Source organism: Ilumatobacter sp., from assembly GCF_049588435.1.
Classification (GTDB): domain Bacteria; phylum Actinomycetota; class Acidimicrobiia; order Acidimicrobiales; family Ilumatobacteraceae; genus Ilumatobacter_A.
In genome coordinates, this window is record NZ_JBAVYV010000317.1 from 1 (window position 1) to 25414 (window position 25414).

General features: G+C 66.0%; 25 protein-coding genes and 1 pseudogene. 15 read left to right on the top strand and 11 right to left on the bottom strand.

What is annotated here, in order from left to right; all coding sequences use genetic code 11:
* Nucleotides 1-824: cyclic nucleotide-binding domain-containing protein (locus WBV89_RS12185; protein ID WP_423981620.1), on the top strand; the 824-nt coding region annotated here is incomplete at its 5' end.
* Nucleotides 825-908: 84 nt separating this feature from the next.
* Here WBV89_RS12185 and WBV89_RS12190 read toward each other — a convergent pair.
* Entirely contained in the window at nucleotides 909-1226 is a 318-nt protein-coding gene (locus WBV89_RS12190) for a hypothetical protein (protein WP_423981621.1), read from the bottom strand.
* 134 nt (nucleotides 1227-1360) lie between these two features.
* On the opposite strand from WBV89_RS12190, the gene WBV89_RS12195 reads away from it, so the two are divergent.
* A complete protein-coding gene (locus WBV89_RS12195; protein ID WP_423981622.1) occupies nucleotides 1361-2677 on the top strand; it encodes a lanthionine synthetase LanC family protein in 1317 nt (438 codons plus the stop codon).
* A gap of 26 nt (nucleotides 2678-2703) precedes the next feature.
* Here the strand turns inward: WBV89_RS12195 and WBV89_RS12200 are convergent, their stop codons facing one another.
* A complete protein-coding gene (locus WBV89_RS12200) occupies nucleotides 2704-3168 on the bottom strand; it encodes a winged helix-turn-helix transcriptional regulator (RefSeq protein WP_423981623.1) in 465 nt (154 codons plus the stop codon).
* Nucleotides 3169-3280: 112 nt separating this feature from the next.
* Here WBV89_RS12200 and WBV89_RS12205 point away from each other — a divergent pair, with 112 nt between their 5' ends.
* The 8 genes and pseudogenes from WBV89_RS12205 (at nucleotide 3281) to WBV89_RS12240 (ending at nucleotide 11928) form a co-directional block, all read left to right on the top strand.
* Nucleotides 3281-3901, top strand: coding sequence for a TetR/AcrR family transcriptional regulator (locus WBV89_RS12205; protein WP_423981624.1), 621 nt, complete (start codon nucleotides 3281-3283; stop codon nucleotides 3899-3901).
* Nucleotides 3898-6186, top strand: a complete 2289-nt coding sequence (locus WBV89_RS12210; protein ID WP_423981625.1) for an arylsulfatase — start codon at nucleotides 3898-3900, stop codon at nucleotides 6184-6186. The genes WBV89_RS12205 and WBV89_RS12210 overlap by 4 nt, the downstream gene beginning before the upstream one ends.
* Nucleotides 6183-7058, top strand: coding sequence for a ribonuclease Z (locus WBV89_RS12215; protein ID WP_423981626.1), 876 nt, complete (start codon nucleotides 6183-6185; stop codon nucleotides 7056-7058). Before WBV89_RS12210 ends, WBV89_RS12215 begins: the two co-directional genes overlap by 4 nt.
* A 68-nt stretch (nucleotides 7059-7126) precedes the next feature.
* A complete protein-coding gene (locus WBV89_RS12220; RefSeq protein WP_423981627.1) occupies nucleotides 7127-8047 on the top strand; it encodes a haloalkane dehalogenase in 921 nt (306 codons plus the stop codon).
* A gap of 1 nt (nucleotide 8048) precedes the next feature.
* A complete protein-coding gene (locus tag WBV89_RS12225) occupies nucleotides 8049-8882 on the top strand; it encodes a hypothetical protein (protein ID WP_423981628.1) in 834 nt (277 codons plus the stop codon).
* The gene (locus WBV89_RS12230) at nucleotides 8882-9364 is read left to right on the top strand and encodes an SRPBCC family protein (RefSeq protein WP_423981629.1); all 483 of its coding nucleotides are present in this window, start codon (nucleotides 8882-8884) and stop codon (nucleotides 9362-9364) included. Before WBV89_RS12225 ends, WBV89_RS12230 begins: the two co-directional genes overlap by 1 nt.
* A pseudogene (locus tag WBV89_RS12235) lies at nucleotides 9361-11172 on the top strand (sulfatase-like hydrolase/transferase); the annotation flags it as partial. The gene WBV89_RS12230 and the pseudogene WBV89_RS12235, both read left to right, overlap by 4 nt.
* Nucleotides 11173-11328: 156 nt before the next feature.
* Nucleotides 11329-11928 carry a type 1 glutamine amidotransferase domain-containing protein gene (locus WBV89_RS12240; protein ID WP_423981643.1) on the top strand — a complete coding sequence of 200 codons (600 nt, stop codon included), beginning with the start codon at nucleotides 11329-11331 and terminating at the stop codon, nucleotides 11926-11928.
* Here the strand turns inward: WBV89_RS12240 and WBV89_RS12245 are convergent.
* From WBV89_RS12245 to WBV89_RS12270, 6 genes are all read right to left on the bottom strand, one after another.
* Nucleotides 11923-12030 carry a hypothetical protein gene (locus tag WBV89_RS12245; RefSeq protein WP_423981644.1) on the bottom strand — a complete coding sequence of 36 codons (108 nt, stop codon included), beginning with the start codon at nucleotides 12028-12030 and terminating at the stop codon, nucleotides 11923-11925. The genes WBV89_RS12240 and WBV89_RS12245 overlap by 6 nt on opposite strands.
* Nucleotides 12017-13180 (bottom strand): choline-sulfatase, encoded by a 1164-nt coding sequence (gene betC, locus WBV89_RS12250; RefSeq protein ID WP_423981630.1) that lies wholly within the window; start codon nucleotides 13178-13180, stop codon nucleotides 12017-12019. The genes WBV89_RS12245 and betC overlap by 14 nt, the downstream gene beginning before the upstream one ends.
* A gap of 465 nt (nucleotides 13181-13645) precedes the next feature.
* Nucleotides 13646-14701: a mandelate racemase/muconate lactonizing enzyme family protein gene (locus WBV89_RS12255; protein ID WP_423981631.1), complete on the bottom strand. Its 1056-nt coding sequence runs from the start codon at nucleotides 14699-14701 to the stop codon at nucleotides 13646-13648.
* Between the two features lie 41 nt (nucleotides 14702-14742).
* Nucleotides 14743-15519 carry a class II aldolase/adducin family protein gene (locus WBV89_RS12260; RefSeq protein ID WP_423981632.1) on the bottom strand — a complete coding sequence of 259 codons (777 nt, stop codon included), beginning with the start codon at nucleotides 15517-15519 and terminating at the stop codon, nucleotides 14743-14745.
* A complete protein-coding gene (locus WBV89_RS12265) occupies nucleotides 15516-16421 on the bottom strand; it encodes an NAD(P)-dependent oxidoreductase (protein ID WP_423981633.1) in 906 nt (301 codons plus the stop codon). Before WBV89_RS12265 ends, WBV89_RS12260 begins: the two co-directional genes overlap by 4 nt.
* A gap of 2 nt (nucleotides 16422-16423) precedes the next feature.
* Complete coding sequence (locus tag WBV89_RS12270) at nucleotides 16424-17296, bottom strand: HalD/BesD family halogenase (RefSeq protein ID WP_423981634.1); 873 nt, start codon at nucleotides 17294-17296, stop codon at nucleotides 16424-16426.
* A 98-nt stretch (nucleotides 17297-17394) separates the two neighbouring features.
* On the opposite strand from WBV89_RS12270, the gene WBV89_RS12275 reads away from it, so the two are divergent.
* Both WBV89_RS12275 and WBV89_RS12280 read left to right on the top strand, forming a co-directional pair.
* Nucleotides 17395-17979, top strand: a complete 585-nt coding sequence (locus WBV89_RS12275; protein WP_423981635.1) for a TetR/AcrR family transcriptional regulator — start codon at nucleotides 17395-17397, stop codon at nucleotides 17977-17979.
* A gap of 483 nt (nucleotides 17980-18462) precedes the next feature.
* Nucleotides 18463-19452, top strand: a complete 990-nt coding sequence (locus WBV89_RS12280; RefSeq protein ID WP_423981636.1) for an ERCC4 domain-containing protein — start codon at nucleotides 18463-18465, stop codon at nucleotides 19450-19452.
* 131 nt (nucleotides 19453-19583) lie between these two features.
* Here the strand turns inward: WBV89_RS12280 and WBV89_RS12285 are convergent, their stop codons facing one another.
* The gene (locus WBV89_RS12285) at nucleotides 19584-19958 is read right to left on the bottom strand and encodes a hypothetical protein (RefSeq protein ID WP_423981637.1); all 375 of its coding nucleotides are present in this window, start codon (nucleotides 19956-19958) and stop codon (nucleotides 19584-19586) included.
* A 235-nt stretch (nucleotides 19959-20193) separates the two neighbouring features.
* Nucleotides 20194-20322 (bottom strand): hypothetical protein, encoded by a 129-nt coding sequence (locus WBV89_RS12290; protein ID WP_423981638.1) that lies wholly within the window; start codon nucleotides 20320-20322, stop codon nucleotides 20194-20196.
* Between the two features lie 293 nt (nucleotides 20323-20615).
* Between WBV89_RS12290 and WBV89_RS12295 the strand changes: the two genes are divergently transcribed.
* A complete protein-coding gene (locus WBV89_RS12295; protein ID WP_423981639.1) occupies nucleotides 20616-21272 on the top strand; it encodes a hypothetical protein in 657 nt (218 codons plus the stop codon).
* Nucleotides 21273-21344: 72 nt separating this feature from the next.
* Here the strand turns inward: WBV89_RS12295 and WBV89_RS12300 are convergent, their stop codons facing one another.
* Entirely contained in the window at nucleotides 21345-23147 is a 1803-nt protein-coding gene (locus tag WBV89_RS12300; protein WP_423981640.1) for an AAA family ATPase, read from the bottom strand.
* A gap of 265 nt (nucleotides 23148-23412) precedes the next feature.
* Here WBV89_RS12300 and WBV89_RS12305 point away from each other — a divergent pair, with 265 nt between their 5' ends.
* Both WBV89_RS12305 and WBV89_RS12310 read left to right on the top strand, forming a co-directional pair.
* Nucleotides 23413-24087: a hypothetical protein gene (locus WBV89_RS12305; RefSeq protein WP_423981641.1), complete on the top strand. Its 675-nt coding sequence runs from the start codon at nucleotides 23413-23415 to the stop codon at nucleotides 24085-24087.
* Nucleotides 24080-25414, top strand: a 1335-nt coding sequence (locus WBV89_RS12310; RefSeq protein ID WP_423981642.1) for a multicopper oxidase domain-containing protein, incomplete at its 3' end; no start/stop codon positions are given. The genes WBV89_RS12305 and WBV89_RS12310, both read left to right, overlap by 8 nt.

Here is a 25414-nt window from a genome sequence, read left to right on the forward strand (position 1 = left end):
CCGGTGCCGTGCTCGGTGCCGTCACGTCGCTGGCCCTCGTCGGACGGGCTCGGCTCGTGCCCGTCATGCTCGCCGCGGCGCTGGTGGCAGCAGGCGCCTTCGTTGTGCTCGGCCTGGCGATCTCCACGGTCCTTGCCTTCATCGTCGCCGCGGTGACAGGCATGTCGCGCAGCTTGATGGAGGTGTCGGGGCGAACGCTCCTCCAGCGCGTCACATCGACGGAGCTGCTGGCCCGCGTGTTCTCGTTCAAGGATGGCCTCTCGATGGCCGCATGGGGGATCGGTTCGGTCTCCATCCCCATCGTCATCGCCATTGCCGGCCTTCGAGGCGCGCTCTTCTTCACCGGTGCCATCGTTCCGGTGATCATCCTGCTTCGCTTCCGGCCACTTCACGCCGTCGATGCTGCGGCCGTGATTCCCGCCGTCACGATCGCGCTCGTCCGCTCGGTCGACATCTTTCGCGCGCTGCCGGTGACGGCGCTCGAAGGCGTCGCCCAGATCGCGTCGGAGGTCGTCGTACCGGCAGGTGACACGATCGTCGTCCAGGGCGAGCGAGGTGATCGCTACTACGTGATCGCGGAGGGCCTGGTCGAGGTGCTGGAGGACGATGTGCGCGTGAACACGATGGGTCGTGGAGATGGCTTCGGTGAGATCGCTCTGCTCCACGAGATCCCGCGGACGGCAACGGTCAGAGCACTCAGCGAGACCTGGCTCATCGCCATCGAACGTGAACCATTCCTCGTTGCGCTCACCGGCCACGCGCCGACGCTCGCCAGCGCGCGGCAGGTTGCAGCGGAGCGCCGCCACCTGAACCCGGACGAATGAAAATGCGGTTGCGGACCGGATGCTCCACCGCCGCCTGTCGCTGGAGGAGGATCAGCGGCCGGCCGGATGCACCGGGTTCCGGAATCAGCGGTTGTTGTCGCGCTTCTTCGGTGGCGCCTTGAACGGTGCCTCGACCAGCATCTCGAAACGCTGATCGTCGGGCTGATTCGGCTCGTTGATCTGGCGCAGGTACTGCTTCAACGCCGCGCGACCGGCCGTCACGTGATCGCCCTTCGCTCCGACGGAGCGAGCGAGCGCATCCTTGGCCTTACCCACACGCTCCTTGCGCGTCGCCTTCTCCTCGTCGCTGAAGGTGCGGGAGACCTTGTTGGCCTTCTTCTCGGCGGCGGCCTTGCGGTCGGCTTCGACCTGCTGAAGGGGAGTGAGCTTGTTCTGTGCCATCCCGACGACGCTACAAGCGTCGGCTTTCGGTGCCGCCGGGCTGGAGATGCAGATGTGACGGGGAGCGCTGGAGGTGTCAACCTGTACCGCATGCACACGATCGTTCGCCACCAACCGATCGAGCCCTGCGCCTGATGGCCACACAGGAGATCCTCGACCGGGTCTTCGAAGCGGACCGCTTCATCGAGCGGTGCCGTCGCGACGACGTCTGGACACGGACGCCCGAGGCGCCGGAGACGCCGCACACGCTCTACCACGGGACGGCGGGAATCATCCTGTTCCAGCTGGAGCTCCATCGGGCGACCGGCGACGTCGCCCATCTCGATCGCGCGATTGCAGCCGGCGATGCGATCGTCGCCTCCCTGAACGGCCGAGACGTTCTCTCGTGTGCGATCTACTCGGGTGCGGCCGGGCACGTCTTCGTCTTGAACGAACTGGCGATGGCATCGGGCGAGGAGCGGTTCCGCGCCGCAGCAGTCGACGTTCTGGATCGGATCATGGGTTCGGCGCAACCGCTCGGCTCAGGCATCGGATGGATCGAACCGATGCCGTTCTCTGCCATCACCGGCATGACGGGTGACCGTGAGCTTCTCGACCTGAGTATCGGGGCAGCGGGAACAGGAACGGTGCTGCTCTACGCGCACCGACAGGGCCTCGACGACCGGGCTCTGGGTTGGGCTCGTCAGGTGGCGGATCGCTTGCTCGAGATGTCGATCGAGACCGAGCACGGACCCAACTGGCCGATGATGGCCGACCAGCCGTTTCCGTTCAACGCCCCCAACTTCGCTCACGGAGCGTCCGGCGTCGGCTACTTCTTCGCCGATCTCCACCGGGAAACCGGCGACCGGGACCTGCTCGACTCCGCCGTCGCGGCGGCCGGGTACGTCATGGCCAACATCATTTCGACCGAGCCACCAGGCGACGAGGAGTCGTTCCTCGTCCGACACACCGAGGAGGGGCGGCCCCGAGGGTTGTGCTATCTCGGGCTGTGCCACGGCCCGGTCGGCACGGGGCGGCTCTTCCACCTGCTGCACGAGATCACGGGCGACGAGATCTGGCGGCTGCGTCTCGATGCCAACATGCGCGGCCTCGAGGCCACCGGGGCTCCCGAGGTTCGGTCCGACGGTCTCTGGAACAACTACGGCCAATGCTGTGGGGATGCGGGCATCGGCGACTACGCCCTGTCGCTCTACCGACTGACCGGTGACGAGCGCCATCTCGCGCTCGCCCGCCGATTCGCCGATGTCGTGTTGGCGGTGAGCGAGGTCGAGGATGGAGCTCGATCGTGGCCTCAGGCCGAGCATCGCACCCGACCCGAGTTCGTCGAGGCGCAGACCGGTTACATGCAAGGTGCTGCGGGCATCGGGAGCTTCCTGCTGCACCTCGCCACGATCGACGATGCCGAACCGGTGAAGATCGTTCTCCCCGAGTCACCCTTCACGTTCGACTGACGGACCGAGCTCGGTCCGTTCTGCGGTCACGGCGCCGTCGTTCGCGTCCGAGGACGATGCTCGGTCCGACGCGTCTCGGCGATGCCGATCGGATCACCGCATCGTTCACAGCGGAGTTCGGCGCGGACCCGTCCGCCGCAGCTGTCGTGCGTGAGCGAGTCGGGCGGCGCTCCGTGGGAGTAGTAGCTCTCACCCCAATCACGGAGGGCGGTGATCACCAGGTGTGTCTCGCTGCCTTTTGCGGTGAGACGGTAGAGGTGGCTCCGACCATCGTTCGGATCGGCGGAACGTTCGAGGAGCCCCTCGGCGATGAGGAGATCGAGCCGGCGCGTGAGCGTGCTCGGGGCAATTTCGAGACGTTGCTCGAACTCGTCGAAATGGGTCGATCCGAGGAACGCCTCGCGCAGGATCAGCAGCGTCCACCGTTCGCCGAGGATCTCGAGCGCTCGTGCGATCGAGCAGTCCTGGCCTTCGTAGTGGTTCGGCAGCACGGCGCGAGTCTACCGAAATGATGAGTTGACTTTCATGACACGAGCCATCGAGAACCGGATGTATTGCGAGTTCAAGTTGCACAAGATGAGGTTGGTGCCCTAGGCTCCGAGTGTGAACGCGCACGAACCCGTCGACGGTCGCCGCGCCCGTCGTCAACGCAGCCGTGAGGCCGTCATCGAGGCGGTGTTCGCCCTCGTGAGTGAAGGCAAGGTCCCGCCGAGTGCCGATGACGTGGCCGCACGCGCTGGTGTGTCGGTCTCGTCGATCTTCCGGAACTTCGACGGCCTGCACGATCTTCAACGCCAGGCGCTCGAACGGTCTCAGGCGAACTTCGCTCACCTCTTCGTCGTCGCCGACGCCGACGAGCAGCGCACCGTCCGAATCCGTTCGCACGTCAGGGCTCGGATCGAACTCTTGGAGGCGGCCAGCGGTTTGCTGCGGATCGGGCGGTCGCGTGCGCTCGATCACGAGCCGCTCGTCGAGGGTCTCGCACGGCTGCGCGGGCGCTTGGCGGATCAGACGCGTCAACGCTTCGCTGCGGAGATCGATCAGCTCACGCCCGCCGAAGCGGCGAACCTCGTGGCGCTGATCGACGCCACGACATCACCCGAGGCATTCGACTTGATGTGCGCCGCGCATTCCCGGACGTCTCGCCAGATCGCGAAGACCTGGATCAGAGCACTCGACGCACTGTTCGCGCGGTGGGTGCCCGAAACCGAGGAGCAGACATGAGCAGACCATCTCGTTTCGAAGGAACGATCGGGCGCACGATCGCCGACTCGGATGCGTGGTTCGACGAGCCCCCACACCCGGGTACCGGCACGCCCAACGTCGTGATCGTGCTGCTCGACGACACCGGGTTCGCGCAGTTCGGTTGCTATGGGTCGGACATCGACACTGCACACATCGACGCGCTGGCGGCGAACGGGCTGCAGTTCACGAACTTCCACGTCACGCCGCTGTGCTCGCCGACGCGGGCGTCGTTGTTGACCGGCCGATCGCAGCACGCGGTCGGCATGCGTGCGGTATCGAACTTTCGGACCGGGTTCCCGAATCAACTGGGTCACATCAGCAACCACGCGGCGACCGTTGCCGAGGTGCTGAAGTCCGAGGGCTATGCGACATTCTGTGTCGGTAAGTGGCATCTCGCGCCGATGGAGCAGTGCTCGGCGGCCGGACCGTTCGACCAGTGGCCGCTCGCCCGCGGGTTCGACCGCTTCTACGGCTTCCTCGAAGGCGAGACGGATCAGTTCCATCCCGACCTCGTCGCTGACAATCATCCGATCGAGCCGCCGGCGCGGTCCGGGCCGGGAGACACCGACGGGTACCACGTCAGCGAGGACATGATCGACCAGCTGCTGAAGATGGTCAGCGACAGCAAGGGTGTTCGCCCCGACCGGCCGTTCTTCGCATACGTCCCGTTCGGCGCCACCCACGCACCGCATCAGGCACCTCAGGCGTACCTCGACAAGTACCGCGGAAAGTACGACGAGGGCTGGGACCTCGTGCGCCAGCGGTGGTACGAGCGGCAGCTCGAACTCGGCGTCATTCCGGAGGGCACGGAGCTCGCGCCTCGCAACCCGGGCGTCGAGCCGTGGGATTCGCTTCCGGAGAACCAGCAGAAGGTGGCCGCGCGGTTGCAGGAAGCGTTCGCCGGATTCCTCGACCACTCCGACGACCAGATCGGTCGTCTCGTCGCCGGGCTCGAACACCTCGGCGAGATGGACAACACGATCTTCGTCGTGCTCGCCGACAACGGCGCGTCCCAGGAGGGCGGCCCATTCGGTGTGATGCACGAGATGAAGTTCTTCAACGGCGTGTTCGATGACGGCGACGCGATGATCGACCAGATCGACGACATCGGGGGCCCGCACAGCCACACCAACTACCCCTGGGGCTGGGCCCAGTGCGGCAACGCGCCGTTCAAGTGGTACAAGCAGAACACCCACGAGGGCGGTGTCCACGTCCCGATGATCATGCACGCTCCCGGACGGGTCTCTCCCGAGCAGACCGGGCGGCGCGATCAGTTCGTCAACGTGTCCGACATCGTTCCCACGATCTACGAGATGGTCGGCATCACGCCACCCGACACGTACCGCGGCATCGATCAGCTGCCGGTCACCGGCCATTCGTTCGCATCCACGCTCGATGACGCCGCCGCACCGCCCACCAACCGTTTGCAGTACTTCGAGATGGGTGGAAGCCGTGCACTCGCGCAGATCGACGACGACGGTGTGGCGTGGAAGGCGGTGTGCAAACACACCAAGGACGCCGACTACGACACCGAGACCTGGGAGCTCTACCGGCTGTCCGACGACTGGTCGGAATGCAACGACCTCGCCGAAGCCGAACCCGACAAGCTCGTCGAACTCGTCGACCTGTGGTGGAGCGAAGCGGAGCGTCACGGCGTGCTCCCGCTCGATGACCGGATGTTCGAACTCTTCGGAGCGCGTTTCCGAGACAACTCACCACACCCGTCCGACATGCGCTACGTGTACCGGCCGCCGATGTCGCCGATGCCCGGGCAGGCATCGGCCGCGATCGCGGGCAAGTCGTTCGACCTGACCGCTCGGGTGACCCGCTCCGGTGGCGACGGAGGCGTCATCTACGCGACCGGTACCGAGAACTCGGGGATGTCGATCTTCGTCCAGGACGACCGGCTCGTCGTCGACTACAACGCGTTCGACGAGCACACCGTCCTCGAGTCGGACACGACCATCCCGGACGGCGACGCCACCCTCGTCGTCAAGCTCCGACGCCGTGCCGGGATGGCCGGCGAGATGGCGATCTTCGTGAACGGGGATCCGACCGGACAGGTCGAGTTGCCGTTGTTCATGCGGATGATGTCGTCGGTCGGGCCGAGCCTCGCCTACGACCACGGGTCGCCCGTCTCGACCAGATACACCGCCCCGTTTCCGTTCGAGGGGACCCTCCACGAGGTGGAGATCCAACTCCTCAGTCGACAAGACGCGGAAGCACGCGATGCCGAAGCCGCAGCAGAAATGAGTCGCCAATGACCCTCGCCGTCACCCTGTTGGGAACCGGATCGCCGATGCCGTCCCCCGATCGCGCCGGACCCGCCACGCTGATCTCGGCGGGACCGGATTCAGGCACGGGACCCGACGCCGAGCACTACCTCGTCGATGCCGGCCGTGGCGTATTGATGCGCCTGGCAGCGTGCATGCTCGGAGCCCCGAACCTCACCGCCGTGTTCATCACGCACCTCCACAGTGACCACATCACGGACCTCAACGACGTCATCACGACGCGTTGGGTGATGACGTTCGAAGAGACGCCGCTGACGATCGTCGGGCCGATCGGCACCCAGCAGGTCGTCGATCACATCCTCGCGTCACTCGACCCCGACATCGAGTACCGCCTCGCCCATCACCCGGATCTCGACCACCGTCCGCCGGTGCGGGTGATCGAAGTGACCGAAGGCGTCGTCGAACTGCCGGACGGGCAGGGCGGTGCCGTCACCATCACGTGCGGTCAGACCGATCACAAGCCCGTCGAACCAAGCGTCGGATTCCGCTTCGACTTCGAAGGTGCATCGGTGGTCACCGCCGGGGACACCGTGCCGTGTGACGGCCTCGACGCGCTGTGCGGCGGTGCCGATGCGCTCGTGCACACGGTGATCCGCAAGGACATCATCGCCAACGTGCCGATGCAGCGGATGCAGGACACGCTCGACTACCACTCGTCGCCCGAGGAAGCAGCCCAGACCGCGGCGAAGGCCGACGTCGCCACGCTGATCCTCACCCACTACGTCCCTCCGATGCCCGTGAGCGGTACCGCGGACGACTGGCGCTCGCTGTCCGCCGCCCACTTCGACGGCACCATCGAAGTCGGCGACGACCTCCACCGCGTCGAGATCCATCCCCGCTGAAACCAGGTCATCGGGTGTCAGGTACCCGATGACCCACCGACCACCAACCGAACCGAAACGAGCCGCGCATGGAAACCCTCCGGACCCCCGACGAACGATTCACCGACCTCGCGGACTATCCGTTCGAGCCGAACTACGTCGACGTCTCCGACCAGGACGCCGAACATCCAGGCGGTTCACTGCGCGTCCACTACCTCGACGAAGGTCCGGCCGACGGCCCGATCGTGCTCGCGATGCACGGGGAACCGTCCTGGAGCTACCTGTATCGCAAGATGATCCCGCTGCTCGTCGCCGGTGGGGCGCGCGTGATCGCGCCCGACCTCGTCGGCTTCGGCAAGAGCGACAAGCCGACCGCGAAGTCCGATTACACCTACGCCCGCCACGTGGCGTGGATGCAGGAGGCGATCATCGATCACCTCGACATCCGCGGCGCCACGTTCTTCGGTCAGGACTGGGGCGGCCTCGTCGGCCTGCGACTCGTCGCCGACAACCCCGACCGCTTCGATCGTGTCGTCGTCGGCAACACCGGCCTCCCGACCGGCGAACACGCTCCGAGCGATGCGTTCCTGGCGTGGCAGAAGTTCAGCCAGGAATCCCCGGTGTTCCCGATCGGGCAGATCCTGCAGGGCGCCACCAACACCGAGCTCAGCGAAGGTGAAGTCGCGGCCTACGACGCACCGTTTCCCGACGAGACCTACAAGGAAGGTGCGCGGATCTTCCCATCGCTCGTCCCCACCTCCACCGACGACCCGGCAGTGCCCGACAACGTCGCTGCGTGGAAAGTGTTCGAGCAATGGGACAAGCCGTTCGTCTGCTGCTTCAGCGATGACGATCCGGTCACCGCTGGTGGCGACAAGCCGTTCCTGCAGTTGGTCCCCGGAACGCAGGGCCAACCGCACACGACCGTCACCAACGCGCATCACTTCTTCCAGGAGGACGGCGCCGCACAACTCGCCCAGATCGTCCTCGACGCGATCGGTCGCGGCTGACATGACCGAACCCACCGAACCCCGCTACGGCACGATCGACCGGGACTACGCGATGACGCTCGCGACAACGCCCTCCGGCGACGACGGTCCTGTGTGGATGGTCAACCTGATGAAGTACCGCGACGTAGCCGAGTACGCGGACGGGCGCGACTCGACGATCAGTGGGCACGAAGCCGACGACCTGTACTCGCCGTTCGACTCGCTCGCTGCGGTCGGGGCCCAGCCGGTCTTCTTCGGCGACGTCGACCAACAGTTGCTCGGTGAGTCGCCGTCGTGGGATCGGGTCGGCGTCGTGAAGTATCCGACGCGCCGTTCGTTCATCGACATGCAAGCGCTCGCCAGTTTCCAAACGTCGCATCAGCACAAGGACGCCGGCATGGAGTCGACGATCGTGCTCGGGACGCAGCCGATGGAGCAGCCGACGGCACCCGACGGATTCGCCCCGGTCGACGGGGCCGACGTGCCGCACCCGTCGACCGACGACGACGGACCGGTCGTGGTGATTCACGTGTTGCGCTTCCACGATGCCGAAGCCGCACACGTCACGCCGAGCCACATGGAGCAGTACCAGAGCGAGGCGGCCAAGGGCGCGCTGGCGCATGGCATGCGGATCAACGGCTGGTTCGCGGTGGAGGGAACGATCATTGGCGACGGCCGGGCCTGGCATCAGGTCCGCTTCAACGAGTTCCCGAGCAAGGCGGCGTTCATGGCCGTGGTCACCGACCCGGCACGCCTCGCCGCGCAGAAGGATCATCGAGAGGCCGCCATCGCGGACACCTACACGATGATCGTCCGAGCCCACGTCAACACCCTCGACGCGTCGACGAGCAACTGATGGTCACGATCGAGAGAACCGCAGTGGTCCCGGCATCGCCCGGTGACGTGTGGGCGGTGCTCGCCGAGTTCGGCGACATCAGCCGATGGGCGACCAACGTCGACCACTCGTGCTTGCTGAGCGAGCAGACCGAGGGCATCGGAACGACACGACGGATCCAGACGTCCCGTGCGACCGTCGTCGAGACGGTCGAAGCCTGGGAGCCGGCCTCATCGGTGGCGTATCGCATCACCGGCCTCCCGCGGGTCGTCAGATCGGTGACGAACACGTGGCGGCTCGTCGACGACGGGGCCCAGACCACGGTGTCCCTCACCACCGAGGTCGACGCCGGGCCGCGCCCGCCACAGCAGCTGATCGCCAAGGCGGTCGGCAAACGGCTCGCTTCGGCGTCGGACCAGATGCTCGACGGACTCACCCGACACGTCGGCACCCCCGGGGCCACCGTCGCGGTGCCCGCCAACGCGACCGGAGCCCCCGCATGACCGAGCATCGTCCCGACGTGATCATCATCATGTCCGATGAAGAACGCGCAGCGCCGCCCTACGAAGCCGACGACGTCGCAGCGTGGCGTCGGCGCGCGCTCCCGGGCGCGCAGTGGTTCGAGGACAACGCGGTCAACTTCCGTCGTCATTACACCGGCTCGCTCGCGTGCGTGCCGAGCCGACCGACGATCTTCACCGGTCAGTATCCGGAGGTCCACGGGGTCACCCAGACCGACGGGCTCGGCAAGACGGCCGACGACTCGCGCATGCGCTGGCTCCGTCAGGGCGAGGTGCCCACGCTCGGCCACTGGTTCCGCACCGCGGGCTACGACACGCACTACGACGGCAAGTGGCATCTCAGCCATGCCGACCTGCATGATTCGCGAGGCCGGCGTGTCGACACGAACGACGACGACGGCAACGTGCTCACCGACGGCGTCGAGCGGTACCGGAGCGCCGACGCGCTCGATCCGTACGGATTCTCGGGCTGGATCGGTCCCGAACCGCACGGCGGGCGACTGCGCGACGCCGGGGTCCGCCGCGACCCGTTGATCGCCGACCGCGTCGTCGCCTGGCTCGACGACCGGTACGCGCGCCGCGCCGCGGGAGACGCGGACGCCCAGCGGCCGTTCCTCCTGGTTGCGAGTTTCGTCAACCCACACGACATCGTGCTGTTCCCGGCGTGGGCGAGGCGCGGCAACCCGATCGAGCCGTGGCCGATGGATCCGCCGCACGTCCCCGAAGCCCCGACCCAGCACGAAGACCTCGCCACCAAACCCGCCGCCCAGATCGCCTATCGCGACACCTATCCGTCCGGCTACGGCCCGGTGCGTGCGGTGCTCGGGGCCTACGACAAGAAGGCGCAGCAGTACCGGGACCTGTACCACCGGCTCCACGCCGAGGTCGACGCACCGATCGATCGGGTCCGCACGGCGATCACCGATCAGGGCACCGACGCCGTCATCGTGCGCACCTCCGATCACGGCGACCTGCTCGGCGCACACGGTGGCCTGCATCAGAAGTGGTTCAACCTGTACGACGAGGCAACCCGCGTCCCGTTCTCGATCGCGCGGGTGGGCACCGGAGCGACCGCTGCTGACGCCGTGACCGACGCACCGACTTCGCATGTCGACATCGTCCCGACGCTGCTCGCGGCGGCCGGGATCGACGAGGCGATCGCAGCCCAGGTGCTGAGCGATGCGTTCAGCGAAGTCCACCCGCTTCCTGGACGAAACCTGATGTCGGTCGTCGACGACCCGTCGAGTGCCGACCGCGACCGGCCCGTCTACATGATGACAAACGACAACATGCTCGAAGGCGACAGCAGCGCATCGGCCTTCGCCCGCCGGCTGGGTCGGACCGTCAAGCCGCCGCTCCCACTTCGGATCATCACACCCGCCCACGTCGCAGCAAACTTCGAAGGCCTCGTCCACCGCGTCGATGGCGCGCTCTGGAAGATCGTCCGCGTCTTCGACGACCCCGCCACCTGGACCGAGCCTGGCGTTCGTCACCTGGCCGCAAGCGGAGGGCCGGCATCGGACCAGTACCGGACCGCACCGCTGCCCGACCAGTGGGAGCTGTACGACCTCGACACCGATCCGATCGAGACGGACAACCGCTGGGACGACCCCGCCGCGGCCGCCGTGTTCGCAGCGATGCGACGGGCGTTGAAGGAAGAGCGCGCACGAGCCGTTCCCGCGCGCAATGAACCGTGGCCGTACGCAACGCGAACGCCGACGTCAGGAACACCGATGAAACAACCACCACCTCCCGCCCGTCTGCTGCGCAAGGTCCTCAAGCGCGTGGGTATGCATCCGGACGACCCCGACGCCACGACGTTCGACCTCACCGGGACTCGCGCACTCGTCGTTGCCACCAACGTCGCCTGGCTCGACATCGCCAAGCCGACCGGTGTCTTCGCCAGCGAGATGACCGTCCCGTACTACGCCTTCCTCGACGCCGGAATGGACGTCGACATCGCCAGCCCGACCGGCGGCATGGTCGCCGTCGACCCGATGTCGCTCAAACCGATCATCCGCACCGCCGACGACGATCGCTTCCTCGCCGACGACGAGTTCAGGGCGAAGGTCAGCGACTCCCGCGCGATCGGCGACGCCGACATGGCCGACTACGACATCGTGTTCCTCGCCGGAGGATGGGGCGCCGCATTCGACTTCGGGTTCTCCGAATCACTCGGCGAGAAGATGACCGAAGCGAACGCGGCAGGACTCGTGATGGGTGGCGTGTGCCACGGACCGCTCGGGCTCCTCAACGCGAAGGCAGCCGACGGTTCGTCGCTCGTGGAGGGTCGCAGGATCTCCGCGGTCACCGACAAGCAGGTGAAGGAACTCGGGATCGATGCGACGCCACATCATCCCGAGCGCGAGTTGCGAAGTGTCGGCGCACTTTTCGAGAGTGAGACGAAGTTCCGCGACCCGCTCGCCAATCACTGGGTCGTCGACGGGAACCTCGTCACCGGCCAGAACCAGAACGCCGGCCCGATGGTCGCGCGCGAGATGATGCAACTCCTCGCTTCGGCCGACCAGAAGCTGAGTTCCTCATGAGCGCGCCTCCGTTTCGAGACGTGGATAGCGGCTTCGTTCGCTGGCCTCCGTCCAGTCATGGTGGTTGCGGACGTACTGGTTGGCGACGTCATTGGCGGGCAGATGGTCCCACGAGACGGCGGGCCTGCTGCCGCCCGCGACGAATCACGAAGATCGGTGACGACATCATCTCGGCGGCGTACTCCCCGAACGTTTCGTCAACCGGATCCTCGGCACCGGTCGCGGCGGGCAGCAGACTGCGCCCGCCGAACCCATCTGCGACACCTGGCGCCCCGGCGGTGTCGAGCAACGTCGGCAGCAGTGGCACGCGGGCCGAGCGCTCGTGGAACGACATCTTGAACCATGCGCCTCGATCGCCGAGCATGTCACCGTGGTCGCTGGTGACGATCACGACCGTATTGTCCGTCTGGCCGGTTTCGTCGAGTGTCGCCACGAGCTTGCCGAGCCAGTCGTCGAAGTAGCTGACGTTGGCGTAGTAGCCGTGCCGAGCGGCGCGTACCTGGTCGTCGGTGTACCCGACGGTGTCGGCCTCGATCCCGGCCCGGATGCGCCGGGTGTGCGGGTCGAGTTCGGCCTCGTCCCAGGCGTCGGGCATGTCGATGTCGTCGTGGTCGTACAGGTTCCACCACTCGGGACGTGCGACGTACGGGTCGTGCGGGTGGATGAAGGACGCGCACAGGAAGAACGGTCGCTCGTCGGCATCGCGGGCGATGTCGAGCAGCTTGCGACGGGCCGCGAAGCCCACCTCCTCGTCGTAGTCGATCTGGTAGGTGGTGACGCCCTGCCCAGCCTCTTGGAGCACCTCCATGTTGTGGTACCACTTGCCGATCCGTTCGTCGGCACGGTCCCAGTTCGGCGTCCACGCGAAGTCGGCCGGGTAGATGTCGGTGGTCAGCCGCTCTTCGAAGCCGTGCAACTGATCGGGTCCGACGAAATGCATCTTTCCCGACAGCACGGTGCGGTACCCGTTGAGCGCGAGGTGATGAGCGAACGTCGGCGTCGATGCCGGGAACTCACTCGCGTTGTCCCACGCTCCGATCGCCGACATCGACTGGCCCGCCAGCATCGTGTACCGAGCAGGCGCGCACAGCGGCGAGTGGCAGTAGGCGTTGTCGAAGCGTGCACCGCGACCTGCGAGCGCATCGAGGTTCGGCGTCGACACGAGGGGATGCCCGTACGTGCCCGTGAAGTGCGGAGCCAACTGATCTGCCATGACCATCAACACGTTCGGTGAGCGCGTCGGTCGGGACATGCCGGCGACCATACGCCTTTTTGTACGATCGTTCAAGTTGCGGGTCGCTCCACTTCCCGCTTTCCGTGTCGCCGCCGGTCTCGCCATCGGGGCCTTCATGTCACCGGCTACGGCCGCGCGGATCACGTGAGCGCACAGCCCGCTCGCGATCCCGATCGCTGCCGTCTCGGCACGCCGTTGTACTTCAGCGGGCGTCGGGACCGGCGCAATCGTTGCGCTGACGATCGCTGGTGCGGGTGCGAACGTGCCCGAGTTCGTCATCCTCACCCGACTTGCCCGACGCCGACTGGTTGCGATTCTGTTCGGGTACTTCTCTGCAATCGCTGCGCTCGGCGGGTATCTCGCACAAGCGATCAGTCGGTAGGTCGCTGTGCTACGTCGATGTGTGACGACTCGGACGGTTGTCGGAGCCAAGCGGTGCGAAGTGAAACCAGTCAGGCGTGATCCGATGCAGCACCGACTGGATCAGCGGAACGTGAAACATGTCCCGGGGCGGTTCGGGACGACGAGTCGCCCGTCGCGGAGTTCGACCGATTCGGCGAACAGTGGAGCGAACCAGTCGACGTGCTCGACCGAGATGCAGTTGGGGGTGGCGGCTGCGACGCACAGGCTGTGTTCGGTGAAGAAGTGTGACGAGACCGGTGTGTCGTCCGCTGCGGCCAGGGCTGCGGACCGCCGGAACTCGGTGTAGCCGCCGATTCGTTGGAGATCGGGCATGACGATGTCGGCGGCGCGCTGGTCCAGCAGCTGCTTGATGCCCCGGCTCGTGAATTCCGTTTCGCCCGTCGCGATCGGGATGTCCAGCGCGGCGCGGACCTCGGCGCACCCGCGTACGTCGTGGACGGCGACCGGTTCTTCGAACCAGGTGATGTCGAACTCGTCGAGTCGGCGACCGAGGCGGATGGCGTCCTTCGGAACGAACTTCTGGTTCGCGTCGATCAGCAGCCGGACGTCGTCGCCGATCGCCGACCGGACGGCCCGGACCCGCTCGATGTCTGCAATCACGGTGTCGTTGCCGATCCTCAGCTTGACGGCAGTGAAGCCCTGCTCGACGAAACAGGTCGCCTCCTCGGCGATGTCGGAGAGGGACGCGTCGAGCCAGAGCCCGGAACTGGCGTAGGTGTCGACCGAGTCGCGACACGCTCCGAAGACCTTGCTCAACGGCAGGTCGGCGGCGCGGCCGACGATGTCCCAGCAGGCGACGTCGAGCGACGACATCGCAGCGATCGTGACGCCGGCATGGCCGGTCGGGTTGACCTCCATCCAGAGGTCGCTCCAGATGGCACCGGTGTCGTGTGGGTCGCGTCCGACGATCAGCTCGCCGAGCCCTCGGATCATCTCGTCGAACGCGGCAAGCCTGGCGCCGTTGATCGTGAAGACGAATGACTCACCCGCGATGCCGTCGTCGGTGCGCAGTGTGACCAGGACGCAACCGACCGACCGAATGGCGTGGATCGCCGTGCCGATCGGGCGCGGAAGCGGCAGTTCGACCAGCCGGGTTTCGACCGCGACGATCCTCACAGGACGACCTTCACGAGGTGGCCGATGGCTTCACGAGACGATCATTGGCGGTACGACGGGTCCTGCTGGTCGAGCAGGCGCAGTAGCGCTGGCCACTCGTGCTTGCCGAGCGGGAAGTGGTCGTACTGACGCTTCGAGAGCTCCCAGATGTCGGTCGGACCCGGGTCGACGTCGAGGCCGCTGCCATGTGCCTTGAGCAGTGTGCGACATCCGCGGATCAGGTAGTGCATCACCATGAACGCCTCGCCCGCCGTCTCGCCAACGGTGAGGAAGCCGTGGTTGCGCATGATCAGCGCACGGTTGCCGTCCATGTTCTTGGCCAGCCGCTCGCGTTCTTCAAGCGTCAGCGAGAGGCCTTCCCAGTCGTGGTAGCCGATCTCTCCGTACAGCATCGACGTGTCTTGCACGAGGTGCTCGAGGCCGTTCCTCAGCGCGGTGACGGCGAGTGCGTCGGGCACGTGCGCGTGGAACACGACCTTCCACTTCGGAAAGTCGTTGTGGATCGCGGAGTGGATCACGAACCCGGCGGTGTTCACATCGGCGGGCCCCTCCAGCACGGTGCCGTCGGAGTCGACCTTGATCAGGTTCGATGCGGTCACCTCGTTGTAGAGCAGCCCGAACTTGTTGAGGAAGAAGTCGTGATCCGAACCCGGAACCCGCATCGTGATGTGGTTCCAGACGAGGTCGTCGTAGCCGAAGTGTGCGGCGAGTCGATACATCGCGGCGAGGTCGATGCGCGCCTGCCACTCGTCGCCGGTGAAGCTTCCGGCGTTCGCCGACGCGAAGTCGTCCGCGGTCACTTCTCGATTGCCGGTCATCTTGTCGCTCCGTTCGATCCTTCGTGAAGGATGAGTGCGTTGTCGCGTTCGATCCGCTTCATCGCCATGAGATGTGGCGCACCAAAACCGAACTCGTCCTCGGCAGCAGCGTAGAGCCGACCGACATCGGCGGTGAACGCCAGGGTGGCGCCGACCTGTTCGGCGAGACCGAGTGCGAGGCGGAGGTCTTTCGCAGCGAGGCCGAGGTCGAACGTGTCGTCGTAGCCACCGTTCAACAACTCCGGTCCGTACTGCTCGGCCACGTAACTGTGGCCCGTGCTGTGCTGGATGATGTCGAGCATCTTCGCCGGATCGACGCCACCCTTGACGCCGAGCACCAGCGCTTCGGTGAGACACACCGAGTTGAGGTAGCAGAGCATCACCTGGGAGATCTTCGCCACGTAACCGGCCCCGCGGGGCCCGAGGAGGGCGTACCGATCCCCGAGCGCCGCAAGGACGGGAACACATCGGGCGTGCACGTCGGCATCGCCACCGACGAGCAGCAGCAGTGTGCCCGCCTCGGCTCCTTCGACACCGCCGGTGACCGGAGCGTCGAGCACGTCGACACCATGACGAGCGGCGAGGGCGTCGATGGCACGGCCACAATCGAGATCGCTCGTGCTCAGATCGATCCATGTGGCGCCGCCGTGCATCGCCGGCACGATCTGCTCGCCGACCGCCCGCACCTGAGCCGGACCGGGCAGCGCCGTGAGCACGATGTCGGCAGCGACGACGGCGGTGAGCGCATCGGCGGCTCCGCCGGCGCCGAGAGCGACGAGAGCGTCGACCTTGACCGGGTCGAGGTCGGTCACCGTGACGTCGAAGCCGGCTTCGAGCAGGTTCCGCGCCATCGGCGCACCCATGTTGCCGAGACCGATGAACGCCAGCCTGAGTTCCGCCACAGTCAGTCGACCAACCCGTCGACCAGCACTCGCTCGCGAGCGTGGTGGAACTCGGTCGCCCGTCCGTAGATCGTCGCCGAGTGGTACGAGCGGTTCATCCGATACGGATCGAACACATAAGAGGGAAGGCCGTTGTAGCGCGTTGTGGTACCGACCACCGCCGTCACCCGGTGCAGCGAGTACCGGCCCGCAAAGAGTTGCAAGTCACCAGGAATGAGGTCGAGCTCACGGACCCCGTCACGACCGCCGGCCAGTATGTGTGCAACGTGCTCGAAGTTCTCGGCGTCGGGCCGACGGATGTTGGGCACGTACTCGAACACCCCGCCGCTGTCGGCCTTCTGCGCGAGCATGCTCACGGTGAACTCGTTGCCGTCGAAGTGCCACGGCAGGCTCTGACCCGGTGCCTGGACCCCGTACGGATTCCGGCCAAGCGGATCGGCCCAGCGGTAGATCGGCCGGTCCACGCCGAGGCACTCCCAGATGAAGTGGACAACGACGTCGGAGTCGTAGATCTGGCGCAGCGGCGAGTCCGGGAACAGGAGGTCGGCATTGATGAACCCGCTCTCGCGATGTTGGAACGTGCGCTTGGGATGCTCGGCTGGGAGCAAGTCGTCGTCGGCGGAGAAGTACGGGTTGTGGTCCTGGCGCGTCCAGGACACCTGGTCGTGTAACGCCGTCGCTTCGAGTCGCATCGCATCGACGGCCTCGGGCCGCAGGAATTGAGGGATGCGGAAAGACCCCTTGCCAGCCATCTGATCTCGCGTCTCGGCGACCAGGTCTCGACGCGTCGGATCGGTGACGTCGTGGACCGGATACCGATCGAGGTCGATGAAGCGGTCGAGGTCGATCTCGACCGCTGCGAATGCCGTCGCCATGTGTCCCCCAGGACTCGACGGGCACCTTGATTGGGCGCCACTGTGCTATTGAAACAGAGGACTGGACGAATGTCCAGTCCTCTGTTAGAACACGTGGAGTGGGATCGTCCGCCGACCTGACCGAAACCCAGGAGGCGATCCTCGAGGCAACGATGTCGTGCATCGTCCGGGACGGTCTCGACGGCATGAGCCTGCGTGACGTGGCACGCGAGGCCGACGTGTCGCTCGGCCTGCTGAGCTACCACTTCGACGACCGCCGCGCCCTGATCGTGGCGGCATTCGGTCTCGCGAACGATCGGCTGCTGACGGCGAGCATCGGCTCGCTCGACGGCATCGACGGCCCGGAGGAGCGGGTCCGCGCATTTGTACGCGGCTCGTTCAACGGCGAGTTCCTCGAGCGCGACTACCTCGCACTGCGCGTCGCGATCTGGGCGATCTCGCGCACCGACGATCAGATCGAAGTCGTCGAGAAGCGCACGAATGCCCAATACCTGGACACGATGGCGACTGTCATCGTCGAAGCGCGCCCCGGTCTGGATCCGCGCACGGCCCGCCATCGCGCGATCGACGTCACGGCGTTGCAGAACGGGTTGTGGCTGAACTGGGCGCGCTACGCCGATCGAGCCGACCTCGATCGAGGACTCGCCCTGTGCGACCGAATCGCACTGGCACCGGCCCGATGACCCAGCCCGAGAGATGGGCGGATCCGTCGAACCCGGCCGATCGCGAAGCAACCATCGTCTACTTCCACCAACTCAACGCGTCACGGGCGATCTCCCCGGTACCCGATCGTCAACGTGCCGGAATTGGCGAGTCGTACGCCCGCCCGCTCAGCCTGATGACGCCCGACGTCCGTCAGACCAGGATCATCGCCGCTTGTGTCCGCATCGCCGTGGCGCACGAGATACGGGGTGCTCGTCGGCACGACCAGTCGTGCAGCGTCCCAGACCTGTTGCGACACCCGATATCGCCCTCGCGAATGTCGTCTCATTGCGGCGGACTCGCGCAACACTCCAGCCGAAGTGCAGTGCTCGATACTCGCGTCCTCCGACGGCCTCAGACCCGTCCGGGATCCGGCATTTCAATCGGTTTCAGCCCACAGAATGCCACTCATCATGTGAGCGCCGTCGCCCGGGCGCCGTCGCTCGCCGATCTACGGTTGGGTCGTGGAGTTCGTCATCGCCCGGAACCCTGATCCAGCGTCGTCGCTGCCGTTCCTGGTGCGCTTGCCGCTGGGATCCCGTCCGGTCGTTCTGAAGGTGAAGGACACGTGGCCTCGCACTGCCAAGGTGTTCTGCCATCCGGCGACCGAGTGGCCAGACCCCGAGGAACTCGAGATCGTGGAGCGGGTGCCGGTGACCTCCTGTGTGCGTCGTGGTGTCGCCATCGATCTCGTGCTCGATCGTGCGCGGGAGAACAGGTCGCAGTTCGTGTTCACGAAGGCTCGGGGTCGCGATGTCGTGTTCTGGCAGTCGGCGCGAACCCGCAAGCAGGCCCGGCCGAACGTTGCGGTACCGAAGGCTCGCGCGTCGGGTCGTCGCCTCGACATCGTGGTGGACACGCGTGAGCGGTACGCCTGGAAGTTCTCCGACCAGCAGGCGACGACCTCGAAGCAGGCACTGCCGGTTGGGGACTACGCCGTCGAAGTGGACGGTGTGGTCGTGGCAGTCGTCGAACGCAAGAGCATCGAGGATCTCGTGTCGACGATCGTCGGCGGAAAGCTCTGGACCTTGCTCGCTGCGATGGCCGACGTTTCTCATGCCGCTGTGGTCGTCGATGGTCGTTACTCGTCGTTGTTCAAGCTCACTCGCGTTCGCCCGGCCTCGGTGGCCGAGCAGATCGCGGAGGCGGCGGTGAGGTACCCGACGGTGCCGATCGTGTTCGCCGAAACCCGCCAGCTCGCACAGGAGTGGACGTACCGATTCTTTGGTGCTGCGATCGAGCACCGAGCCAACGATGCAGTCGGCACTGCGCGCGTCGATGCGCTGCCGATCGGTGGCCCGGTGCCGGTACCCGAACCGACGACGGCCGAGGTGCGGGCCTGGGCGATCGCCGCGGGCCTAGACGTGAGCGATCGAGGTCGGCTTCGACCGGAGATCTGGGAGGCCCATTGCGCCGCGACGGCGCAAGCACCCACATCACGAGCGGGGGAGTGAAGCGAGTTACCCGAGGAGCATGTCGAGCACCGTCCGAACGTCACTCCGGTTGGCCCCGTCGGACCAGCATGGGTGAGCATCATCCTGGAACGGCAGGCTCGCAGCGGTCAGCCGCTTTCGATCCTTCTTCGTCATCGCCTCGGCCCACTGTTCCAACTTCGGATCTCGTGCTGCGCACGTGAGAGGGTGGCGAGATCTCGCTCGTGCTTCTCCTTGTCGAAACGTGAGGCGGATACGACCTCCGTCGCGGCAGCCGACTTCGCGACGATTTCTCCGAGCAGGTTCGAAGTGCGAACTTCGAACCACTCGCTTGCGAGGTCTACGGCCACGGGCTCCGGACGCTTGAACGCCTGCGTGGCGCCCGGCGCTTGCACGACGCGTCCCTGTCCGGTCTCGACCGGGTCGGCTCCGAGGCCGTCGGGCGTGAGGAGGTCGATCTTGGCGTCGCCCTTCATGAATCTGACGATTCCCTCCGGCGACTGTTCTGATTCGAAGCCGTCGGCCACCAGCTCATCGGCGACGTCTCGTCGCGCGTTGCGGGTGAACGTGCGGACATGACGACGATGTCTCCGTCATCGGTTGCCCGCGGCAGTTCAACGCCCCGGACGGTGGCGTGGATTGCAACCATCTGCCCGCCGACGACCGCCCACGTCTGGGTGTTCGTGGATGCGACCATCCGCGCAATCGCCGTCCACGTCTCGTGCGCGGCCGGATGCAGCTGACCGAAGTCGACGGTGATCGTCATGAGACGACTCGGAGCGCCTCGGCGGCGGCGAGTGTGTGGGCGGCATCGAGCAGATCGAGCACGGCAACGATCGGGTGCATGAACTCGTCTTCGAAATCGATCGGGTCGTTGACGATGCGAAGCACGACGTTCAGATCGTCGGCATCCGGTTTGGATGCAACTCAACGGATGGCTGTCATTCGGCGAGGTCTCGCTTGTCAGCAGAATGTCCGCGAACGGAACGAAACCAGCGGGAATCAAACGACACCAGCCGAGACGAACGCTCGTCGAAAACATGCTCTGACCAGGCTCAACGTCACTTGACGAGCTTCGACGAGAACTCCAGATACCGAAGTTCAACGGCTTTTTCCCGGCCGTGAAAGCACACGCGATGCGCCGGGATTGTTCGTTGCCCGGGCGAGCGCGTAGCGTCTCGCCGATGAAGCGGACGCTTGGCCTGATCATCACCGCGGCGTTCTTGGTCGGGTGCGCCGGAAGCGATTCGGACTCCTACGGTCCGTCCGGCACCGGGACGAACCCGGTCGAGCCGGACACCGCGCCGGTCGACACGGAGACCGTGGCGACGGCGGAGCCGCCGACGACATCGGACGTGTCGACGATCACCGAGGCGTCGCCGGTCGACGCGGATGGCACCCGAGACGACCCGGTGCCGCTCGGTGTTGCCGCCGACATCGGCGGGGGATGGGCGATGACCGTCAACTCGGTGGAACTGGACGGGACGGAGAGCGTCGCGGCTGAGAATCCGTTCAACGATGCGGCACCCGAGGGAACGCGGTACGTGGTGGTGAACATCACCGCGGTCTACAACGGCGATGAGCCGTCGGACACGACCGGGGTTTCGATCGGTGGAGTCGGCGAGGGAACAAACGTGGTGTCCGACATCTCGAGTGCGCAGAACTTCGCGGTTCCACCCGCTCCGGCCTACCAGTCGTTCTCGGAGGTGTTCCAGGGTGGCGAAACGAGTGGCAACGTCGTGCTCGAGGTTCCCGTCGAGGACATCGACACGCTCGTGCTCATCGGGCAGGCGTTCTTCAGCTTCGACGAGGACGATCGCAAGTTCTTCGCCACGCGCTAGCCGCTGATCGGACGATCCGGCGAACGTCCGGCGCGTTGTCGCACCGGCCCCTCCTTCGATCGGCGATGCCGCTTACGACGCGATGACGGAGTCATGCTGGGACCCCACGGCTTCGACGATGATCTGGTTCACCAACGGAGCCCGAAACCGGTAGTCGTCATTCGTGCGGATGAAGAGGCCACGCTCCACGAGGTGTTCGCACCGCTGCCGGACGGAACACTCGTCGCCACCGATCGCTGCCGCGAGCTCGGCGGTGGCGTACGCCGTCGGTCGAACCGTCGCCTCCAGCAGCAGCGTTCGATCGAACTCGTCGAGCCCGCGCACCGTACTGAGGACGCGATGGCGCATCGTCGGCGACGGGCCGGTGAAGCCGGCTCGCTGCCACCGCCATGCATCGGCCAACAGCCACGGGACGCCCCCGGTCCAGCTCACCAGATCGTCAACTAGGTCGTCGAGGGTTTCCTGATCGAGCGCACCCAACTCGATCGTCGTGCAGGCCGGGAGGCCCGGCAGCGCTGTGAGGTCGGTGTCGTTGGGCATCGCGGGGAACGACACGGTCGCGACGATGGTCAGGGGAATCCGATGGATCTGTTGGACGAGGAGTTCGATGCATCTCATGACCGAGTCATCCGCGAACTGCAGATCGTCCAGCAGGAGAACGAGCGGTCCATGCCGCTCGACGAGTGCGATCAGAGGCGCCAGGAACGAGGAGTCGAGTCCGAGCCATTGGAGCGCGCCGTAGTCCTCGGCGGCACCGGCAATGGCACCTCCGCGGAACGCATCGAGGGTCGCTTCGGCGAGCGGGACGCCGGGTCGGTTGCGCCCACCCTCCACATAACGGTGACGTCCGACGGCGAACGTGCCGTCGACGAGGACCTGATGACGGGCGATGGCGTCGAGCAAGGCGGTCCGCCCGAAACCTGGAGCCCCGCGAACGACGACGAGCGAACCCGCTCCATCGAGCGATCGCTCGATCGACGACATGACGTCGCCCAGCTCTCGCGAACGACCGACGAAGGGGAGGCGACTCGCGGGGATCCGCCGCTCGATCGAGCGGCGGAGCAAGGTGATCGTTCCGGCGGAATCGGAGATGATCTCCGAGACGAGGTCGCGAGGGGCGACTCCGGCATCGATCGAGCCCGCGAGGTCTTCGGTCGCAGATGTGAGATCTCGGCCCAGGCCGTTCTCCACGACCGTCCGACATCGTTGGTGAACATTCTGTGCGACACCGTCGAGCCCCAGGGAGTAGTTGGCGACCATCGCCAGCCGATATGCCTCCTCGGCGTACGGACTGAACCGAATGGATTGCTCAGCGGCAGCGATAGCACCGTCGGCGTCGCCCACGGAAAGGAGGTCCCGTGCGAGCTGCACCCCACAGCGGGTGACACGTTCGCGGTACAGCTCGCGTGCGCCGAGCGCCCACGTCGCATCCTCCGCGTCGAGGAGCAGGTCGGCCGTGGCCAACTCCATCGCTCGCGCACGGAGATCGATGCGATGAACGGTGTCATCGGAGGCCTGCCGGCGGAGACGATCGAACACGTCGATGTCCACCGTCACAGCGTGGCGGTCGATCGAGTAGGCACCATTGCCCGTGACGATCAGACTTGCCGCGGCCGGAGACAGCCGCGTCAGACGCTTCCGCAGGACGGATACATATGACTCGAGCGTCGCGAAGACCTTCTGCGGTGATCGGTCGGTCCAGAGGTGTTCGGCCAGCACGTTCTTGGAGACGGCACTGCCGTTGTGCAGGAGGAGAATCTCCAGAATCTCTCTCGGCTTCACCCCGCCCAGATCCGCGGGACCGCTGAACCGCGACCCGCTGCGGACGCTCAGCGTTCCGAACATGGTGATGAGAAGCTCACCGTTCTCGTCCATGTCTCGTTCCGTCCCGATCCCGTCGATCGCACCGCTCGCGAACTCTCCTCGACCTTGCGGTCGACCCGTCGACAAGGTGCTACCAGACGTGGGTTCCTGACACAAGTTGGACGACATGAGTCCGGTCCCGACGGGCTTCATCGCGGTCCGTCGAGGTGACCACCGGCGGCCACATCGGACGGACGTCACATCGGGTTGGCGGTGATCTCGAAGGTTTTCCAAAGGTCGATCGATTCGGATGGTGCTCAGGCGGAAGGAGCACCCTTTGACGGGCGGACGCACAATGGAGCGAGTCGAGGTTCGTGAGGCACGCGCATCGTCGCGGGGAGTCTGGCGTACGCCGAACCTCGTCGCAGGGATCGCAGCGATCGCAGCGGTCGCCGGGGTCGTCCTTGCGATCGGGTTGGCGACCGCCGAACCGGTCGTGACCGCCGGAACCGAGGCGCGGAGCGGGGATCTTTCGTTGTGGGTCTCGTCGTCGGAGTGGCTCGAGCATGATCACAGTGCCCACGACCACGGCGACGGTGGCGACGGCGGCGATGACCACGGCGACGGCGTCGATCCGAACGAGGTGCCCGTGAGCAACGTCACCGACGTCGTGCAGGGCTTCCAGATGCCGGGAAGCATGATGCCGGGCACGCCCGACGAGGGGTCACAGCGGCTGCAGATCAACGTGAGTCTGACCAACCAGGGCAACACGACGAGCGTCGTCGAGCCCGCCGACTTCGTCCTCGTGGGAGCGAACGACGCCACGTGGGATCCGCTGGAGGGTGGCACGTTCGTCCCGATGGAGGTCCCTCCGGCCCACGCGTTCAGCACTGTCCTCGCGTTCGACGTTCCGAGCGCCGAGATCAACGAAGACCTCTACGTCGAATGGACGTCGTCGGGCCAGAAGACGCGCCTCGCGATCGCCGAATTGGAAGGACACGATCATGGCTGACTCCCCCGTCGACCAACCGACGAGCACAACATCGCGCTGGGCGACGATCGGCCCGGCGTTGCTGCTCGCGGTCGGCGTCATCATGTGGCAGCACCTCCTGCACGCGAAATTCGTGCTGCGCACCCACGACGACATGCTCGACCACCTCCCACACATCGGACGCGACGCACTCTTCGCGATCCCGTTCGCGTTCATCGCGCTGAGTTGCGGGCGATTCTTCACCCTCGCGATCACGATCCGTCAGCCACGCGCCGGATTGTTCGTCCGGGCGGCGATCGCCACCGAGGTGTTCTTCGTCCTGATGCTCGCCGGCGTACCGGCGCACGGCCTGATCGACGAACGGCTCGGCGGTGGGCACGTCCACGAAGGGTCGGTGCTGGGTCACGCGCTTCGCGACTCGCTGATCGGCCAAGCGGTTGCGCTCCCGCTTCTGGTGGTCGGACTCTGGCTCGTCGGTCCCGGCCGGAAGGCCGATCGCCACGTCCGTTGGTTCATCATCGCAGCGGTCGCGGTCAGCCCCGCGCTGCTCCTCGCCGGCGTGTCGGGGTTCGTGGTGCTGGCGGTGCTGGCCGTCTTCGGTCTGGCTTCGGCACCGCGCACCGATGTTCGCGAGCGACGCGTCGGAATCCTGTCGATGGCACTCATCCTGTCAGCGGTCGTCGTGCCGTCGCCGCTCCAGTCGCCATCCGTGGTGTCGGCAGCCGGCGAGGAGTGCAGCGCCGCCGCTCCGATCCGACAGTACGACGTCGCAGCGATCGACGTCGACATCGTCTTCAACGCGTTCGGTGATCATGACCCCGAGGGCAAGATGTTCGTGCTGCGCGACCGCATCGACGACGTCCGGGATGCCGAAGCGTCGGGCGAGGTCACCCCCGGACTGCGCGACGACGCGATCCAGCCGCTCGTCATCCGTGCCAACCTCGGCGACTGTCTGGAGATCGAGTTCCACAACGACCTCGTCGGGCGTGATGCGTCGTTCCACGTGACCGGACTGCCGTTCACAGCCGCCAACGCCGGCGGCAACGTCGGGTTCAACCCGAACTCGCTGGCCGCACCCGGCGACGTCATCACGTATCGCTTCCAGGTTCCCACCGATCCGTACGCCGAGGGCGCCTACGTGTTCAACTCGATGTCGGACACGCGCTACACGATGTCGCATGGTCTGTTCGGCACGCTCGTCCTCGAGCCCGAAGGCTCGCGCTATCTCGATCCCGCCGATCCGAGCACCGAACTCGAGTCCGGGTGGGAGGCGATCATCGCCGACCCGAACGGCGCCGACTTCCGAGAGTTCAACATCTTGTTCCACGAGATCGGCAACGAAGACTTC